General features: G+C 64.1%; 14 protein-coding genes. 3 read left to right on the top strand and 11 right to left on the bottom strand.

What is annotated here, in order from left to right; translation table 11 throughout:
- Positions 1–711 precede the first annotated feature (711 nt).
- Complete coding sequence (gene rne / locus BGP85_RS21080) at positions 712–3975, top strand: ribonuclease E (protein ID WP_103449703.1); 3264 nt, start codon at positions 712–714, stop codon at positions 3973–3975.
- 169 nt (positions 3976–4144) lie between these two features.
- Here rne and murB read toward each other — a convergent pair whose 3' ends face one another.
- The 8 genes from murB to BGP85_RS21040 all read right to left on the bottom strand — a co-directional run bounded on the left by murB (position 4145) and on the right by BGP85_RS21040 (position 10974).
- Positions 4145–5164, bottom strand: coding sequence for a UDP-N-acetylmuramate dehydrogenase (gene murB / locus BGP85_RS21075; protein WP_103449702.1), 1020 nt, complete (start codon positions 5162–5164; stop codon positions 4145–4147).
- Complete coding sequence (locus tag BGP85_RS21070; RefSeq protein ID WP_103449701.1) at positions 5161–5625, bottom strand: low molecular weight protein-tyrosine-phosphatase; 465 nt, start codon at positions 5623–5625, stop codon at positions 5161–5163. The genes murB and BGP85_RS21070 overlap by 4 nt, the downstream gene beginning before the upstream one ends.
- Positions 5625–6389, bottom strand: a complete 765-nt coding sequence (gene kdsB / locus BGP85_RS21065) for a 3-deoxy-manno-octulosonate cytidylyltransferase (protein ID WP_103449700.1) — start codon at positions 6387–6389, stop codon at positions 5625–5627. Before kdsB ends, BGP85_RS21070 begins: the two co-directional genes overlap by 1 nt.
- The gene (locus BGP85_RS21060) at positions 6386–6571 is read right to left on the bottom strand and encodes a Trm112 family protein (RefSeq protein ID WP_103449699.1); all 186 of its coding nucleotides are present in this window, start codon (positions 6569–6571) and stop codon (positions 6386–6388) included. Before BGP85_RS21060 ends, kdsB begins: the two co-directional genes overlap by 4 nt.
- A 43-nt stretch (positions 6572–6614) precedes the next feature.
- Complete coding sequence (gene lpxK / locus BGP85_RS21055; protein WP_103449698.1) at positions 6615–7616, bottom strand: tetraacyldisaccharide 4'-kinase; 1002 nt, start codon at positions 7614–7616, stop codon at positions 6615–6617.
- On the bottom strand, positions 7616–8050 hold the full coding sequence (locus BGP85_RS21050) for an ExbD/TolR family protein (protein ID WP_085675533.1): 435 nt from the start codon (positions 8048–8050) through the stop codon (positions 7616–7618). The genes lpxK and BGP85_RS21050 overlap by 1 nt, the downstream gene beginning before the upstream one ends.
- Positions 8047–8682: a MotA/TolQ/ExbB proton channel family protein gene (locus BGP85_RS21045; protein WP_028690976.1), complete on the bottom strand. Its 636-nt coding sequence runs from the start codon at positions 8680–8682 to the stop codon at positions 8047–8049. The genes BGP85_RS21050 and BGP85_RS21045 overlap by 4 nt, the downstream gene beginning before the upstream one ends.
- Positions 8683–8754: 72 nt before the next feature.
- On the bottom strand, positions 8755–10974 hold the full coding sequence (locus tag BGP85_RS21040) for a DNA internalization-related competence protein ComEC/Rec2 (RefSeq protein ID WP_103449697.1): 2220 nt from the start codon (positions 10972–10974) through the stop codon (positions 8755–8757).
- A 142-nt stretch (positions 10975–11116) separates the two neighbouring features.
- Between BGP85_RS21040 and BGP85_RS21035 the strand changes: the two genes are divergently transcribed.
- Positions 11117–11743 (top strand): DUF2062 domain-containing protein, encoded by a 627-nt coding sequence (locus tag BGP85_RS21035; RefSeq protein ID WP_146048989.1) that lies wholly within the window; start codon positions 11117–11119, stop codon positions 11741–11743.
- On the opposite strand, the gene BGP85_RS21030 is transcribed toward BGP85_RS21035, so the two are convergent.
- The 3 genes from BGP85_RS21030 to BGP85_RS21020 all read right to left on the bottom strand — a co-directional run bounded on the left by BGP85_RS21030 (position 11627) and on the right by BGP85_RS21020 (position 14092).
- Positions 11627–12406: an ABC transporter permease gene (locus BGP85_RS21030; RefSeq protein WP_103449696.1), complete on the bottom strand. Its 780-nt coding sequence runs from the start codon at positions 12404–12406 to the stop codon at positions 11627–11629. The genes BGP85_RS21035 and BGP85_RS21030 overlap by 117 nt on opposite strands.
- Positions 12403–13335: an ABC transporter ATP-binding protein gene (locus BGP85_RS21025; RefSeq protein ID WP_103449695.1), complete on the bottom strand. Its 933-nt coding sequence runs from the start codon at positions 13333–13335 to the stop codon at positions 12403–12405. The genes BGP85_RS21030 and BGP85_RS21025 overlap by 4 nt, the downstream gene beginning before the upstream one ends.
- Positions 13336–13468: 133 nt before the next feature.
- Complete coding sequence (locus BGP85_RS21020) at positions 13469–14092, bottom strand: glutathione S-transferase (protein WP_103449694.1); 624 nt, start codon at positions 14090–14092, stop codon at positions 13469–13471.
- Between the two features lie 236 nt (positions 14093–14328).
- Here BGP85_RS21020 and BGP85_RS21015 point away from each other — a divergent pair, with 236 nt between their 5' ends.
- Positions 14329–16776 carry an acyl-CoA dehydrogenase gene (locus tag BGP85_RS21015; protein ID WP_103449693.1) on the top strand — a complete coding sequence of 816 codons (2448 nt, stop codon included), beginning with the start codon at positions 14329–14331 and terminating at the stop codon, positions 16774–16776.
- Positions 16777–16863 lie beyond the last annotated feature (87 nt).

Below are 16863 nucleotides of genomic sequence, written 5' to 3'. Positions count from 1 at the left end.
ACCAGGCCCTGGGCCGGTTCCTGACCTACGCAGTTCTCCAGGACGCGAGGCCGTCCTAGGGGGTTTTCGCCAGTTTACCGAATTGCCTGGAATCGCCACCAGCGCTGTGTAGAGAAGACCGAAAAAAAACGACAAGTGTGGTTTTTCACCTGCTTCCCGATTCTTTTCGCTGCACCTCTGCCCGCCCCCGTCGCTTCCACGCAACGCCAGGCGAATACTTCGGAAATACCTGCCTTGGATATGTAATGGCGTCAGCTTCCCAATCGAAGCTGGCGAAAAATGCAACCCGTTGCGGATTCAGCGCGCGGCAGCACCCGAATTATCAGGGATACGTGCAGGGTGGAGATGCACAGCCCTCGGACCGTGTAGCACCGCGTCCGGCCACCGGCCCACTGAATGGCCGGCGAGCGGATAAGGTCCTGAACAGATGCCCTCGGGCGTCCACGGCTGACGGTTGATTCCTCCTCCTGACTGAGTGCACGAGGCCCGCTTGGTTGATTCGGATACCCATTCGAAGCCACCGGGGCCTGGTAGGCACCGCAGCAAACAGGACGCGTCGTCGCGACAACGGCAGGCTGGGCAACCGGCTGGTGCCGAACGTTGCTCGACACGGGGGGTGGCCCGGCCACCCTTTGCGCACCTTGGCACCGACCATGAGAAGTCGTGTGTGCCGAACGCCGTTTCCGGCAGCCCGGAAACCGACGGTACAACATGAAAAGAATGCTGATTAACGCAACTCAACCCGAAGAGTTGCGTGTAGCCCTGGTGGACGGCCAACGTCTCTACGACCTGGACATCGAGTCCGGCGCGCGCGAGCAGAAAAAGGCCAACATCTACAAAGGCAAGATCACCCGGATCGAGCCCAGCCTCGAAGCCGCCTTCGTCGACTTCGGTTCCGAACGTCACGGCTTCCTGCCGCTGAAGGAAATCTCCCGCGAATACTTCAAGAAGTCCCCTGAAGGCCGGGTCAACATCAAGGACGTCCTGAGCGAAGGCCAGGAAGTCATCGTCCAGGTCGAGAAGGAAGAGCGCGGCAACAAAGGCGCCGCCCTGACCACCTTCATCAGCCTGGCTGGCCGCTACCTGGTGCTGATGCCCAACAACCCACGTGCCGGTGGCATTTCCCGCCGCATCGAAGGCGAAGAGCGCAACGAACTGCGTGAAGCCCTTAACGGCCTGACCGTGCCGGGCGACATGGGCCTGATCGTGCGCACTGCCGGCCTTGGCCGCAGCAGCGAAGAAATGCAGTGGGACCTCGACTACCTGCTGCAGCTGTGGACCGCCATCAAGGAAGCGTCCCAGGACCGCGCCGCTCCATTCCTGATCTACCAGGAAAGCAACGTCATCATCCGCGCCATCCGCGACTACCTGCGCCAGGACATCGGCGAAGTGCTGATCGACAGCATCGATGCCCAGGAAGAAGCCCTGACCTTCATCCGCCAGGTGATGCCGCAGTACGCCAGCAAGGTCAAGCTCTACGAAGACAGCGTACCGCTGTTCAACCGCTTCCAGATCGAAAGCCAGATCGAGACTGCCTTCCAGCGCGTCGTCGACCTGCCGTCCGGTGGCTCGATCGTGATCGACCCGACCGAAGCCCTGGTGTCCATCGACATCAACTCGGCGCGCGCCACCAAGGGCAGCGACATCGAGGAAACCGCCCTGCAGACCAACCTGGAAGCGGCCGAGGAAATCGCCCGCCAGCTGCGCCTGCGTGACATCGGCGGCCTGATCGTCATCGACTTCATCGACATGACCCCGGCAAAAAACCAGCGCGCTGTAGAAGAGCGCGTGCGTGAATGCCTGGAAGCCGACCGCGCTCGCGTCCAGGTCGGCCGCATTTCGCGCTTCGGCCTGCTGGAGATGTCTCGTCAGCGCCTGCGCCCATCGCTCGGCGAAAGCAGCGGCATCGTCTGCCCACGCTGCTCCGGCACCGGCATCATCCGTGACGTCGAATCGCTGTCGCTGGCCATCCTGCGCCTGATCGAAGAAGAAGCCCTGAAAGACCGTACTGCCGAAGTACGCGCCCAGGTGCCGATCCCGGTGGCCGCGTTCCTGCTCAACGAGAAGCGCAACTCGATCACCAAGATCGAACTGCGTACTCGCGCACGCATCATCATCCTGCCGAACGACCACCTGGAAACCCCGCACTTCGAAGTCCAGCGCCTGCGCGACGACAACCCAGAAGTGCTGAACAACCAGTCCAGCTACGAAATCGCCGCCTCGGAAGCCGAAGAAGCGCCGCAACCGACCGCCACCCGCACCCTGGTTCGCCAGGAAGCTGCGGTGAAGACCGCCCCGGCCCGCACCAACGCCCCGGCACCGAGCGCCGCCGAAGAGCAGCCTCAGCCTGCTGCACCGGTAGCCCCTGCGCCGAGCGCACCTGAGCCAAGCCTGTTCAAGGGCCTGGTGAAGTCGTTGGTCAGCCTGTTCGCCGGCAAGGAAGAACCTGCCGCCGCACCGGTCGTTGCTGCCGCCGAGAAGCCCGCTGCCGAGCGCAGCCAGCGCAACGAAGAGCGCCGCAACGGCCGCCAGCAGAGCCGCAACCGCAACGGCCGTCGCGATGAAGAGCGCAAGCCGCGCGAAGAGCGTGCCGAGCGCGCACCGCGTGAAGAACGCGCACCGCGTGAGGAACGTGCCCCACGTGAAGAACGTGCACCTCGCGAAGAGCGTGCTCCACGTGAAGAGCGTGCACCACGTCAACCACGCGAAGATCGCCGTGGCAACCGCGGTGAAGAACGCGTACGTGAGCTGCGCGAGCCGCTGGACGCTACACCGGCAGAACGCGAAGAGCGTCAGCCGCGTGAAGAACGTGTAGCCCGTGAAGAGCGTGCTCCACGTGACGAACGCGCCCCACGTGAAGAGCGTGCTCCACGCGAAGAGCGCGCACCTCGCGAAGAACGTGCCCCACGCGAAGAGCGCGCATCTCGCGAAGAACGTGCTCCACGCGAAGAGCGCGCCCCGCGTGAGGAGCGTGCACCTCGCGAAGAACGCCAGCCTCGCCCACCGCGCGAAGAGCGCCAGCCACGCCCGGCCGAACAAGCCGCCGAGCAGGCTGCCGAGCTCGCCGAGGAGCAACTGCCGAACGAAGAGCTGCTGCAGGACGAGCAGGAAGGCACCGATGACGAGCGTCCGCGTCGTCGCTCCCGTGGCCAGCGCCGCCGCAGCAACCGTCGTGAGCGCCAGCGCAATGCCAATGGCGAGCTGATCGAAGGCAGCGACGAGGAAGGCAGCGACGAGCAGCCGCAACAGCACCAGGCCACCGAGCTTGGCGCCGAACTGGCTGCCGGCCTGGCCGTCACCGCAGCTGTCGCCAGCAGCCACATCAGCGCCAGCGCCGAAGTTGAAGCCAACCAGCAGGCCGAACGCGCCAGCACCGAAGCCGTAGCGACCGAAAACAGCGAAGTCGCCCAGCCGACCGAGCAGGTGGAAGTGGCCGCTCAAGCCGAGGAAGCTGTCATCGCCCCGGTGGTCGAACAGCCCGTCAGCGAGCCGGTCGCCGTGGTCGAAGCCAGCGCTGAGCCAGTGGTCGAAGTCGCACCGCAGCCAGTGGTTGAAGAAGCCCCTGCCGCCGAGCCGCAAGTGGTTGCTGAAGCGCCGGTCGAGGCCCCTGCTGTCGAAGCCAAGGTGATCGAAGCACCAGTGGTCGAGGGCGGTGAAGCTGAGAAGGCTCAGGTTGTAGTTGATGAAGCAGCGGTTGCCGAGCAGCCCGTTGCGGTCGTCGAAGCCCAGCCGGAAGTGATTGCAGAGCCCGCGCCTGCCGTCGTTGAAGCCGCCCCGGTAGCCATCGAGCCGGCCCCTGTCGAAGAAGTACAGGCAGTCGCCGAAGCCGCCACCGTGATGCTGCCAAACGGGCGCGCGCCGAACGACCCACGCGAAGTGCGTCGCCGCAAGCGTGAAGCCGAGGCCGCTGCCAAGGCTGCGCAGGAAGCCGCCGAGCCAGTACTGGAAGCCGCCGATGAGCACAAGCCTCATTGATAGCCGACGCTGAATGAAAAAGCCCCGCCAGTGCGAACTGGCGGGGCTTTTTCTTGGCTATCTGTTTCAGCAGGACCGGCCTCTTCGCGGGGCAAGCCCGCTCCTACAGGTATCGCATTTCTTGTAGGAGCGGGCTTGTCCCGCGAAAGGGCCCGCCCAGGCACTGCAATCAGTAAAGATTGGGCTCCATTTCCAACTCCACCCCGAACCGCTCCAGGATATTCGCCTGGATTCGCTGTGCCAGCGCATGCACCTGCGCCCCGCTCGCCAGGCCATAATTGACCAGTACCAGCGACTGCAGCCGATGCACACCGGCATCGCCTTCACGGTAGCCTTTCCAGCCCGCCTGCTCGATCAACCAGCCCGCAGCCAGCTTCACCTGGCCGTCAGCCTGGGGATAAGCGACCACTCCCGGATACTGGGCACGGATGCGCTCCACCTGCTCAGCCGACACCACCGGGTTCTTGAAGAAGCTACCGGCATTGCCCAGCTCGGCTGGATCCGGCAGTTTCTCGCGACGAATGCTGCAAATGGCGTCACTGATCGCCTGTGCGGTCGGTTGCTCGACCCCCTGCTCCAGCAGACGCTGGCGTACTGGCCCGTAATCCAGATGGGCATGCAACGAACGGCTCAAGGCAAAACGCACACGCAGGATCAACCAGCGCCCGGGGTTGCGCTTGAACACGCTGTCGCGGTAACCGAAGGCACATGCCTCCAGGTCAAAATCACACAGCTCGCCAGTCTCCCGGTCCAGCGCGGTCAACCCGGCGAATACATCCTTGATCTCGACACCGTAGGCGCCGACGTTCTGCATCGGCGCAGCACCCACGGTGCCTGGGATCAGGCTGAGGTTCTCCAGGCCACAATAGCCTTGCGCCAACGACCATTGCACGAACGGGTGCCAGGGCTCGCCGGCTTCTGCCTCGACCACCACCTGCTCGCCATCATCACTCAGCACGCGTCGACCACAGCTGGCCATGTGCAGCACCACAGCATCGATGTCGCGGGTCAGCAGCAGGTTGCTGCCACCACCGATCACCTGCACCACCAACCCATGCTGACGCGCCTGGGCCAACGTCTCGCGCACGTCGTCATCACCGTGCGCCTGGGTGAAATAGCGGGCTTTCACATCGATGCCGAAGGTGTTGTAGGGTTTGAGCGAAACCTGCTCCTGCCAAACCGCTGTCATAGCCGCCCCTTGATTTCCACGACCAGCTCGCGGCATGCAGCCTCGATCAGGTCGAGCACCTGCTCGAAGCCCTCGGTACCGCCATAGTAAGGGTCCGGCACCTCGTCCAGAGCCGCACCGTAACGGCGCAGGAACAAGTCGAGTTCGCCAGCGGCGTTGTGCGGGCGCATGGCGCGCAGGTGGCCAAGGTTGCTCTCATCCATGGCCAGGATCAGGTCGTACTCAGCGAAATGCGCCGGTTTGACCTGCTGGGCACGTTGCTGCGACAAGTCATATCCACGCGCCAGCGCGGCCTTGCAGGTGCGGCTGTCAGGGGCCTTGCCGACATGCCAGTCGCCAGTACCGGCAGACGCCACATGCACCTGCTCAGCCAGCCCGGCCACCTGCAACTGATGGCGCAGCACGCCTTCGGCGGTGGGCGAGCGGCAGATGTTGCCAAGGCAGACGAACAGGACGCGCATCAGGCCTCCAGCAAGCGCCGTACGCGCTCCAGGTCTTCAGGGGTATCGACACCCACGGCTGGCGCCTCGATGGCGTCCTCGACATGAATACGCACGCCATGCCACAGCGCACGCAGCTGCTCCAGGGCCTCGGTCTGTTCGAGCCAGCATGGGCCCCAGCTGACGAAGTCCTGCAGGAAACCGACGCGGTACGCGTACATACCGATGTGGCGACGATAAGGTACGCCCTGCGGGAGCTGATCGCGGTCCTTGGCAAAGGCATCGCGGGCCCACGGCAGCGGCGCGCGGCTGAACGTCAGGGCCAGGCCGTTCTTGTCGCTGACCACCTTGACGGCATTGGGATTGAACACGGTTTCCGGTTCATGGATCGGCTCGGCCAGGGTAGCGATGCCGGCTTCCGGGTGGGCAGCCAGGTTGGCGGCCACCTGGTCGATGATCACCGGCGGGATCAGCGGCTCGTCACCCTGCACGTTGACCACGATGGCATCGGCCGGCAGGCCGAGGTGCACGGCCACTTCGGCCAGGCGATCGGTACCCGATTCATGGTCGGCGCGGGTCATCAGCACTTCGGCGCCGAAGGCCTGGCAGGCTTCGAGGATGCTGGCGTCATCGGTGGCGATGACCACTCGGCTGGCACCACTCTTGCGCGCCTGCTCCCAGACATGCTGGACCATCGGCTTGCCGGCGATCGCCAGCAATGGCTTGCCCGGCAGGCGCGTGGAGCGCAGCCGGGCAGGAATGACCACGGTGAAATTCACGCTCATTTGCCCAGACGCTCATCGTCGGTCAGGGTACGCGCCTCGCTTTCCAGCATCACCGGGATGCCGTCGCGGATCGGGTAGGCCAGGCCAGCGCCCTTGCTGATAAGCTCGGTCTTGTCGGCACTGAGCTTGAGCGGGCCCTTGGTGATCGGGCAGGCCAGGATATCGAGCAGTTTGGTGTCCATGGAAGCGTCCTTGAGGCCGGATGGCCGTAAATTGAAGAAGGGCTCAGGGCTTGCGCAGCAAGCGCTGCAGCTGGCTGTCGAACCAGGCGCCGAAGGCTGGCGTGGGCTGTGCCTCGACAGCCAGGTACCACCAGTCATCGGCAGCGAAGGCTCGGCATTTCACCGCATCCTTTTCGGTCATGACCAGCGGCAGCGCCGGGCTGAATGCCAGGCTTTCGGCGCTGAACTGCGCATGGTCGGCAAAGGGATGCGGCACCGGCTGCCAGTTTAGCCCCAGCAGGGTGTTGAAGAAACGTTGCGGGTTACCGATACCGGCGACCGCGTGCAGGTGTTGGCCTGCAGGAAAAAGATCGAGCTCGCGGCGCTCGCCGCTGCGCAGGTTGACCAGGGCGGACGGTTGCAGGCGGAAACCGAAACCCTCGGCGCAGTCTTCAGTGGCGCCGTTGAACAGCACGGCATCTGCTTCCTGAAGGCGTTCGACAGGCTCGCGCAGCGGCCCGGCCGGCAGACAACGGCCATTGCCCAGGCCACGGGCGGCATCGATCAGCACCAATTCAAGGTCACGGGCCAGGCGGTAGTGCTGCATGCCGTCGTCGCACAGGATCAGGTCGAGCGGTTCACTGGCCAGCAGCGCCCGCACCGCAGCGGAACGGTCAGGGTCGATCATCAGCGGCACGCCAGTGCGCTGGACGATCAGCAAGGGTTCGTCACCGGCCTGTTCGGCTGGTTGGCTGGCGGCCACCCGCCACGGGTAGTGTGGCGGCTTGGCACCGTAGCCACGGCTGACCACTCCGACCTTGAGGCCCTGGCGGCGGCAATGTTCGATCAGCCAGAGAATCATCGGCGTCTTGCCGGTGCCGCCCACCGTGATGTTACCCACCACGATCACCGGTACCGGCGCCCGGTAGCTAGCACTTTCACCCCTGAGAAAACGCGCACGCTTGCGCGTCACCACACGCCGGTACAACGCCTCGAGCGGGCGCAGCAGCGCCAGGGCCGGATGCCCGGCGTACCAGGCAGCGAGCAAGCGGTCGGCGAGCGCCATCAAGGTGTCCCCTGAGCGGCCTCGACGGTGGTCATGCGCAGGTGGCTGAAACCGAGCTTGCCGGCAGCATCCATTGCAGTGATCACGGCCTGGTGCGGAGTCTTGCCGTCGGCGCTGATGGCCAGCGGCAGCTTGTTGTCACCACCCGACTCGCGCTCGATGGCCTCGGTCAAGGTCGCCAGGTCACTCTTGGGCAGCAGGTGGTTGTTCACCGAATACACGCCATCGGCGCTGATAGTCACTTCCACCAGCTTGCCCTGATCGGCCGGTGCCTGCTCGGCGCTGGCCGCTTCGGGCAGCTCGACGCGCAATTGCGTCTCGCGGGTGAAGGTGGTGGTGACCACGAAGAACAGCAGCAGGACGAACACCACGTCGATCAACGACGCCAGGTTGATGTCGACGTTCTCCCGCTGGCGATTGCGCCGGAACTTCACGCCTTGCCTCCGGCCACTTCCACTTCGCGGTCGCCCTGCAGCACTTCCACCAACTTGATTGCCTCCTGCTCCATGCCCACCACCAGCTCATCGATGCGGCGCAGCAGGAAGCGGTGGAAGAACACCGCCGGGATACCGACCATCAGGCCCGCGGCAGTGGTGACCAGGGCCTTGGAGATACCGCCAGCCAGCACGGCGGCGTTAGCGGTCATCTGCGAGCCCATGAAGGCGCTGAAGATGTCGATCATGCCCAGCACTGTGCCCAGCAGGCCGAGCAGCGGCGCCATGGCGGCGATGGTGCCAAGGGTGCTGATGTAGCGCTCAAGTTCGTGGATGACGCGCGAGGCGGCTTCCTCGATGCACTCTTTCATGATCTCGCGGCCATGGCGCGAGTTGGCCAGGCCCGCCGCGAGGATTTCGCCCAGCGGCGAGTCGGCGCGCAGGGCCTTGAGCTTGTCACTGGTGAGTTGCTTGTCCTTGATCCACATCCACACCTGGCCCAGCAGGTGTGGCGGGGTAACGCGGCTGGCGCGCAGGGTCCACAGGCGCTCGACGACGATAGCCATGGCGGCGATGGAACTCAGAATGATCGGCAGCATCATCCAACCACCGGACTTGACCAATTCCCACACAGTAAACGCCCCCCTGGAAAAAGGCCGCCACTCTAACACAGGAGCGCAAGGGGCTCATCTGCCGGAGGTCAGTCAAATGGCAGGACCGGCCTCCCGCCAGAATCGCCGCTGCCGACGCACACCCTCGACTTCGCCATGGCTCCCCAACACCAACCGCAAGGCCCCCTCCCCAGCCGTATCGTGAACGACCAGTCCATGCCGCCGATAACGCTCGACCACCTGTGCATGCGGATGCCCGAAACTGTTGTTGCGTCCCCGCGAAATCAGCACGCCACGTGCAGCCGTGGCGCGGATGAAGGCCTCGGTGGAAGACGTACGGCTGCCATGGTGCGGGGCCTGCAGCCAGTCGACACGTGGGGCAGCGGTGTCCGCCAGCCAGGCCCGCTCGGCGCCAGCCTCTATATCCCCCGCCAGCAACATCCGCTCGCCCTGCGCCTCGACCATCAGCACACAGGAGCGGTCGTTGCCACTTTGCCCATCCGCCCAGTGCCATAACGAAAAATGCGCGCCGTCCCATGTCCATTGCTCACCACTGCTACAAGGCTGCAGTTGAACGCCATCCAGCGCTTCACCGCCAATCATCCGACCGATCGGCAAGCCTCGCTGGATGGCCGCAGCGCCGCCCGCATGGTCGGCATGAGCGTGGCTGATCAGCATCAGATCCAGGCGATCCACCCCCAGCTTGTGCAGGGTCGGCAGCACCACCCGCTCGCCCAGGTCGGTTTCGCCCCTCGCCGGCCCGGCGTCGTAGAGCAGAGTGTGATGCTGTGTGCGCAACAGCATCGCCAAGCCCTGACCGACGTCCAGCTGCCAGATCTCGACCTGCCCAGGCGGCACGGGCGCCCTCGGCACCCACAAGGCCAGCAGCATGACCGCGCCCAGCCCACGCAGCGGCATACCGCGAGGCAACAGCAACAGCAGCGCCCCGCAGCACACCAGCAACCAGGCGAACACCGGCAGTGCCGGCGGTATCCATACTGGCCGCCAGTCCGCCAGCAAGCCAAGTAGACGGAACAGGATATCCAGCAGGCCACCCGCGACCCACAGCAGGCCCTCGCCTATACCCGCCAGCGGCAGTAACAGCGTACCGAGCAATGCCAGTGGCAGCACCGCCAGGCTGACCCAGGGCACTGCCAACAGGTTCGCTGCAGGCGAACTCAGGCTGACCGGCAATCCCGTAGCCAGCAGCACCGGCAACAAACCGACGGCGATCACCCATTGGGCCCGCGTCCACGCCTGCCAGGGTCGCCAGGCGCCAAGCCGTGCCGCAAAGCTGTAGATGAGGATCGCCACCGCCGCGAACGAGAGCCAGAACCCAGGGAGCAACACCGCCAGGGGTTCGGCCAGCAACACCAGGTTCAAAGCCAGCAACAACGGCAACACCGCCCCCAACTGGCGAAAACGCAGACGCCACAGCAGAACCACCGCCAGCATCAGGCAAGCGCGTTGCACCGGCACCCCCGCACCGGCCAACCAGCCGTAGCCCAGAGCCGCCGCCAGCGCAAGGCCGCAGGCCCACGGCAACCACGGCCAACCCTGTGGCCAAAGCCCCCAGCGTGCCAGGCCCGCGACCAGGGCATACAGCAAGCCCGCGAGCAGACCGATGTGTTGCCCGGAAATCACCAGCAAGTGCACCGTGCCGGTTGCCTGCAACGTCTGCCACTGCTCACGGGCCAGGCCCGCCCCGTCGCCGAGCACCAAAGCCACCAATGCCGCTTCCTGCCCCTGCGCATCGACCTTGAGCAGGCGCTCGCGCAACGCATCCCGCCACCCTGGGGCCGCGGCGTGCATCAACTGGCCCGCCTTTACCGTGCCAGTGGCGCCGATGCGTCGGGCCAGCAGCTGCGCCTCGCGATCCGGGCCATGGGGGTTGAGCAAACCGGCCGGGCGCTGCAAGGTGACCGCCATGCGCCAACGCTCGCCAGCACGCATGACCGGGCCATCGAACCAGCTCAGCTGCAGGCGCCGGGGCAGCTCGGCGCGGCGCGATTGCGGTTGCTCCAGCTCGAAACGCATGCCCTGTGCGGTCCGCGTTGGCAGCCCGACCACCCTCCCTTCCAACCATAAAGTGCTGCCATCCAGACCGCGGGCCAGGCGGTCATCCAGCGCCTGCTGGGCCGACCAGCAGGCCCAGCACAGCCCCAGCAGAAAACAGCCCAGCGGCAACAGCCGAGTGCACACGCAGACGCCACCAGCCAGTGACAGCAACAGCAGCCACCCGACCGACGGCAAAGCGGGGAGAAAGCCCAGGCACAACAGCCCGAGCGCGAGCGCAAACATCCCTGTGCGCATGAGATAGGGCTCCAGTAACGGAATCGCTTACTGAGGCATAGACGAAAAGCCGGCGTTGCCTGCTCAACAATTGTCACAAACTCTAAACGAGGATGAACGCGAATCGAGGCATACTGCCCCGATCAACGCTCCGGGAGCCTACATGCCGCGCCGACTTTTCAAACGCTACATGCCGGACCCGACCAGCATTCGGGAACACAAGTCCTTACGCTTTTTCGGCAAGCTGCTGCATGACCCGAACCTCTGGCACCTCAACCGCCATTCGGTGGCGCGGGCAATGGGGGTGGGCCTGTTCGCGGCGCTGATCCCCATTCCCATGCAGATGCTGCTGGCCGCGGCACTGGCAATTCCGGTACGCGGCAACCTGCCGATCGCCGTCAGCCTGGTCTGGCTGACCAATCCGCTGACCATGCCACCGGTGTTCTTCGTCACCTACATGACCGGCGCCTGGCTCATGCAGGTTCCACCGCGCAGCTTGCCGGACGAACTGACCTTCGAATGGATCACCGACCAGCTGGCCAGCCTGTGGCAGCCGTTCCTGCTGGGTTCGGTGGTGTGCGGGGTGGTGCTCGGCGTGGTCGCCTACTTCACCACCCTGCTGTACTGGCGCTGGTGGATTGGCCGGCAGTGGCGCCGGCGCAAGCAGCGGCTGTCAGGCGCGCATGCCGCGGCCGCTGACCAGCAGGCGAACGCACAGCACGTAGAGCACCGCAGTAGCCACCAGCATGAAGGTGATCGCCGTGCCAATACTGATGTCCGACACCCCTAGGATGCCGTAGCGGAACGAGTTGACCATGTGCAGCACCGGGTTGGCCAGCGACACGGTCTGCCAGAACGGCGGCAGCAGGTTGATCGAATAGAACACCCCGCCCAGGTAGGTCAGCGGCGTCAGCACGAAGGTCGGGATGATCGAGATATCGTCGAAGTTGCGCGCGAACACCGCGTTGACGAAGCCCAGCAGCGAGAAGATGGTGGCAGTCAGCAGCACCACGACCACGGTCACGCCCAGGTGATGGACCTGCAGGTTGGTGAAGAACATCGACAGGATGGTCACGATCACCCCCACCGCCAAGCCGCGCAGCACGCCACCCAGCACGTACCCCACGAGAATGGTGTGTGGTGACACCGGTGACACCATCAGCTCTTCGATCGAGCGCTGGAACTTGCTGCCGAAGAAACTCGAAACCACGTTGCCGTACGAGTTGGTGATTACCGACATCATGATCAGCCCCGGCACGATGTACTGCATGTAGGTGAAGCCGCCCATGTCGCCGATCTGCCGGCCGATCAGGTTACCGAAGATGACGAAGTACAGGACCATGGTGATCGCTGGCGGCAGCAGGGTTTGCGGCCAGATGCGCAAAAAGCGCCGCACTTCGCGGTAGACGATGGTGTTCAGGGCGACCCAATTGGTGCGCAGTTCCACACTCATATGGCCACCTTCGACAGGTTTTTTTCCACCAGGGACACGAACAGCTCCTCGAGTCGGTTGGTCTTGTTGCGCAGGCTCTGCACTTCGATGTTCTGCAGCGCCAGCTGGCCGAACAGCGCGGTGATGCCAATGTCTTTTTCCACCTGCACTTCCAGGGTGTGCGGAGTCAGCAGTCGACACGGGTAGCCCTGCAGCACCGGCGCCGTGGCCAGGTCCTGCTTGATGTCGAGGACGAAGGTTTCAACATGCAGCTTGCCCAGCAACTGGCGCATGCTGGTGTTCTCGACAATGGTGCCGTGGTCGATGATGCCGATGTTACGGCACAGCTGTTCCGCCTCTTCCAGGTAGTGGGTGGTGAGAATGATGGTGATGCCCTTCTGATTGAGCTCGGTGAGGAAGCTCCACATCGAACGGCGCAGTTCAATGTCCACGCCAGCAGTGGGCTCGTCGAGGATCAGCAGGCGCGGCTCGTGAATCAACGCGCGGGCAATCATCAGACGGCGCTTCATGCCACCGGACAGCGAACGCGAAGGCACGTCGCGCTTGTCCCACAGGCCCAGCTGGGTCAGGTACTGCTCGGCGCGCTCCTTGGCCACCTTGGCCGGAATACCGTAGTAGCCCGCCTGGGTGACGACAATGTCGAAGCACTTCTCGAACTGGTTGAAGTTGAACTCTTGCGGCACCACGCCCAGGCAGCGTTTGAGCGCCGAAGGCTCGCGGTCCAGGTCGTGGCCGAACACGTTGACCGTGCCGCTGGTCTTGTTCACCAGGGTGGAGAGGATGCCGATGGTGGTGGACTTGCCGGCACCATTGGGGCCAAGCAAGGCGAAGAAGTCGCCTTCGGCGACGTCCAGGTCTATGCCCTTGAGGGCCTGGAAGCCGTTGCCGTAGGTCTTGGTCAGCTGTCGAATGGACAGGGCGGAACTCATAGCGGGTCACTTACCGAAGAAAAAGGTGCAGGACACGCCAGGGCAGATCACTGGCGCAGTGAGTGCGACCATGGTGCAAGGCCAGGCCGCACAAGTACAGTCACATGTATTGATAATGACTATCGAAGCAAGGTCAGGTCAGCGCGGTCATCACGGCGGCCTGATAAGCCGGGCGAGCCTTGAGGCGCTCATACCAGGCTTCCAGGTGACGCATGGCCGGGCGTTCGATAGGCATTTCGAACCAGGCGTAGACGAAACTACCCAGTGGGATGTCGCCCATACCGATCTGGTCACCGGACAGGTACGGTTGTTTGGCCAGGGTTTCATCGGCGATGGCCAGCAACTGGGCACATTGCTTGTGTGCGGCATTGATTGCCACCCAGTCGCGCTGGTCTTCCGGGGTGCGCAGCAGGCCCCAGAACAGCGGGCGGAACGGGCCGGCGAAGGACGAAGTGGTCCAGTCCATCCACTTGTCGGCCAGGGCGCGCTGGCGGGGGTTTTCCAGGTACCAGCCCTGCTCTGCGCCGTATTCGGCGCACAGGTAACGGACGATGGTATTGGACTCCCACAAGGTCAGGTCGCCGTCTTCCAGCATCGGTACCAGGCCATTGGGGTTACGGGCGCGATAGTGCGGCTCGTTGACCACGCCGAAGGCACCGCCAGCATCGATCGACTCGAAGTCCAGGCCCAGTTCGTGGGCGATCCACAGCGCCTTGCGCACATTGCTCGAGTTCTTGCGGCCCCAGATCTTCAGCATGGCAACGTCCTTATGAATGCGGAGGGCTGACAGTCTACTCCAGAGTTTTGTCGCCTGTACCGGCCTCTTCGCGGGCAAGCCCCCTCCCACACAATCGCCACAGATTCTGATACAGGTGAACACTGCACTGAAACTCCTACCGCCACACCCTGTCACTCTTCTGAACCGGCCGTTCACAGCGTTGCGTCTAAGCTTTACGGGACGGCTCAAGCCCCTGGTTCCAAGGAGGACCGATTATGTTGCTGTTGTGGCTGGTAGTGCTGGTGATCGGCGCGGCGTACCTCACGCACAGGCGCCTGGCGCCCTTGCAGATTCTCGGCATCATGGCGGCCTATGTGCTGCTGATGGGCATTTTCAGCCATGCCCCCGGCTGGCTGCTGACCCTGATCTGGCTCGTGCTGGCGCTGAAGATTGCCCTGGTGGCACTGCCGGAATGGCGGCGCAAGGTATTCACCGGCCCGGTGTTCAAATGGTTCCAGCGCACCCTGCCGCCGATGTCACAGACCGAACGCGAAGCGATCGACGCAGGCACCGTATGGTGGGATGGCGAACTGTTCAGCGGTCGCCCCGACTGGCGCACCTTGCTCGCCTACCCGGCACCGAAGCTGACCGAAGAGGAACAAGCCTTCATCGACGGCCCTACCGAAGAACTGTGCGCCATTGTCAGCGACTGGCAGATCGGCCAGGACCTCGACCTGCCGCCCAAGGCCTGGACGCACATCAAGCAGAACGGCTTCTTCGCCCTGATCATCCCCAAGGAATACGGCGGTAAAGGTTTCTCTGCCTACGCCCACTCCCAGGTAGCGATGAAACTGGCCACCCGCAGCGGCGATCTGGCGTCAACGGTGATGGTACCCAACTCCCTCGGCCCGGCTGAACTGCTGTTGCACTACGGCACCGACGAACAACGCAACCACTATCTGCCCCGCCTGGCGCGCGGCGAGGAAATCCCTTGCTTCGCCCTCACCGGCCCACTGGCTGGCTCCGATGCCGGCGCCATGCCCGACACCGGAGTCATCTGCAAAGGCCAGTGGCACGGCGAGGAAGTCATCGGCCTGCGCCTAAACTGGGAAAAACGCTACATCACGCTTGGCCCGGTCGCAACATTGCTGGGCCTGGCCTTCAAGGCCCATGACCCGGATCACCTGCTGGGTGAAGAGGAAGATCTGGGCATCAGTCTGGCGCTGATCCCCACCGACACACCTGGCGTGGAAATCGGCAAACGCCACCTGCCACTGGGCGCCGCGTTCATGAACGGCCCCAACAGCGGCAAGGATGTATTCGTACCGCTGGACTTCCTGATCGGCGGTCAGGCCATGCTCGGCAAGGGCTGGATGATGCTGATGAACTGCCTGTCGGTCGGCCGCTCGATTTCCCTGCCGGCCGTGGGCACCGGCGCCGCCAAGTACACCAGCCTGGTCACTGGCCAATACGCAAACATCCGCGAACAGTTCAATGTGCCGCTGGCGGCCTTCGAAGGCATCCAGGAATCCCTGGCGCGCATCGGCGGCAACGCCTGGCTGATGGACAGCGCCCGCCTGCTGACTGCCAAGGCCGTGGACCTCGGCGAAAAACCCTCGGTTCTGTCAGCGATCCTCAAGTACCATCTGACCGAGCGCGGCCGCGAGTGCATCCAGCACGCCATGGATGTGCATGGTGGCAAGGGCATCATCATGGGCCCGAACAACTACCTGGGCCGCAACTGGCAAGGTGCGCCCATTTTCATTACGGTCGAAGGGGCGAATATCCTCTCACGCAACCTGATGATCTTCGGCCAGGGTGCCATCCGCTGCCACCCGTTCGTACTCAAGGAAATGGCCCTGGCCGGGCGGGAAGACCATGACCAGGCGCTGCGCGAATTCGACGATCTGCTGATGAAACACATCATGTTCGCCGCCGGCAACGCAGCCAGCACGCTGGTACTCAACCTGGGGCTGGGGCGCCTGGAAAGCATGCCGGGAGATGCCTTGAGCCAAGGCTACTTCCGCGCCCTCAACCGCCAGGCATCTGCTTTTGCGCTGTTGGCTGACCTGTCGATGATGCTGCTGGGTGGGGCACTCAAACGCCGCGAACGCCTGAGCGCACGGCTGGGTGACGTGCTGAGCTATCTGTACCTGTCCAGCGCCGCGCTCAAGCGCTATCACGACCTCGGCTCCCCTGAGCATATGCAGCCATTGCTGCGCTGGGCCATGGAAGAAAGCCTGGGCCAGGCGGAAAAAGCCCTGGACCGACTCCTGGACAACTTCCCCAACCGCGCTGTCGGCTGCGTGCTGCGCGTGCTGGTGTTCCCCTTCGGCCGCCGCCATACCGGGCCGAGTGATGAACTGGATGCCGAGGTGGCGGCATTGATCGGCCGCAGCAAGGGTGATCCCGCACTGGAAGAGCTACTCGCCGGCTGCTTCAGGCCACAGGCTGACGGTGACCCGGTGGCGGCGCTGCAACAGGCTTGCGACTTGCTGGATGCAGCGGCGCCGCTACACAAGGCGCTGCATCAGGCAATCAAGGAAGGCATGGTACGGCCGGCACCCGGGCAATCTGTGATCGATGCAGCCGTTGAGGCCGGCGCATTGCAGGCCGGCGAAGGGCAACGGCTGCATGCGGCGGAACAGGCTCGTCGGGCAGTGATTGATGTGGATGCCTTCGACAAGATGCAGTTACTGCCGGAGCAAGGCAAGGTGCGCTGAACCAAGGGGGCCGCATTGCGGCCACCTTCCCCAACCCGACCTCAACCGGCGTATACTCCGCCCCCGTTTCAACCACCTCGAGGACCG

Origin of the sequence: Pseudomonas putida, from assembly GCF_002906855.1 — a bacterium.
Lineage (GTDB): Bacteria > Pseudomonadota > Gammaproteobacteria > Pseudomonadales > Pseudomonadaceae > Aquipseudomonas > Aquipseudomonas putida_N.
Note: the sequence above shows the minus strand (reverse complement) of the source record. Positions and strands in the feature narration are given on the sequence as shown.

Excerpts from the sequence above, each read along its gene's own strand:
- rne (WP_103449703.1), top strand. The coding sequence starts at position 712 with ATGAAAAGAATGCTGATTAACGCAACTCAACCCGAAGAGTTGCGTGTA.
- murB (WP_103449702.1), bottom strand. The coding sequence starts at position 5,164 with ATGACAGCGGTTTGGCAGGAGCAGGTTTCGCTCAAACCCTACAACACC.
- BGP85_RS21070 (WP_103449701.1), bottom strand. The coding sequence starts at position 5,625 with ATGCGCGTCCTGTTCGTCTGCCTTGGCAACATCTGCCGCTCGCCCACC.
- kdsB (WP_103449700.1), bottom strand. The coding sequence starts at position 6,389 with ATGAGCGTGAATTTCACCGTGGTCATTCCTGCCCGGCTGCGCTCCACG.
- BGP85_RS21060 (WP_103449699.1), bottom strand. The coding sequence starts at position 6,571 with ATGGACACCAAACTGCTCGATATCCTGGCCTGCCCGATCACCAAGGGC.
- lpxK (WP_103449698.1), bottom strand. The coding sequence starts at position 7,616 with ATGGCGCTCGCCGACCGCTTGCTCGCTGCCTGGTACGCCGGGCATCCG.
- BGP85_RS21040 (WP_103449697.1), bottom strand. The coding sequence starts at position 10,974 with ATGCGCACAGGGATGTTTGCGCTCGCGCTCGGGCTGTTGTGCCTGGGC.
- BGP85_RS21035 (WP_146048989.1), top strand. The coding sequence starts at position 11,117 with ATGCCGCGCCGACTTTTCAAACGCTACATGCCGGACCCGACCAGCATT.
- BGP85_RS21030 (WP_103449696.1), bottom strand. The coding sequence starts at position 12,406 with ATGAGTGTGGAACTGCGCACCAATTGGGTCGCCCTGAACACCATCGTC.
- BGP85_RS21025 (WP_103449695.1), bottom strand. The coding sequence starts at position 13,335 with ATGAGTTCCGCCCTGTCCATTCGACAGCTGACCAAGACCTACGGCAAC.
- BGP85_RS21020 (WP_103449694.1), bottom strand. The coding sequence starts at position 14,092 with ATGCTGAAGATCTGGGGCCGCAAGAACTCGAGCAATGTGCGCAAGGCG.
- BGP85_RS21015 (WP_103449693.1), top strand. The coding sequence starts at position 14,329 with ATGTTGCTGTTGTGGCTGGTAGTGCTGGTGATCGGCGCGGCGTACCTC.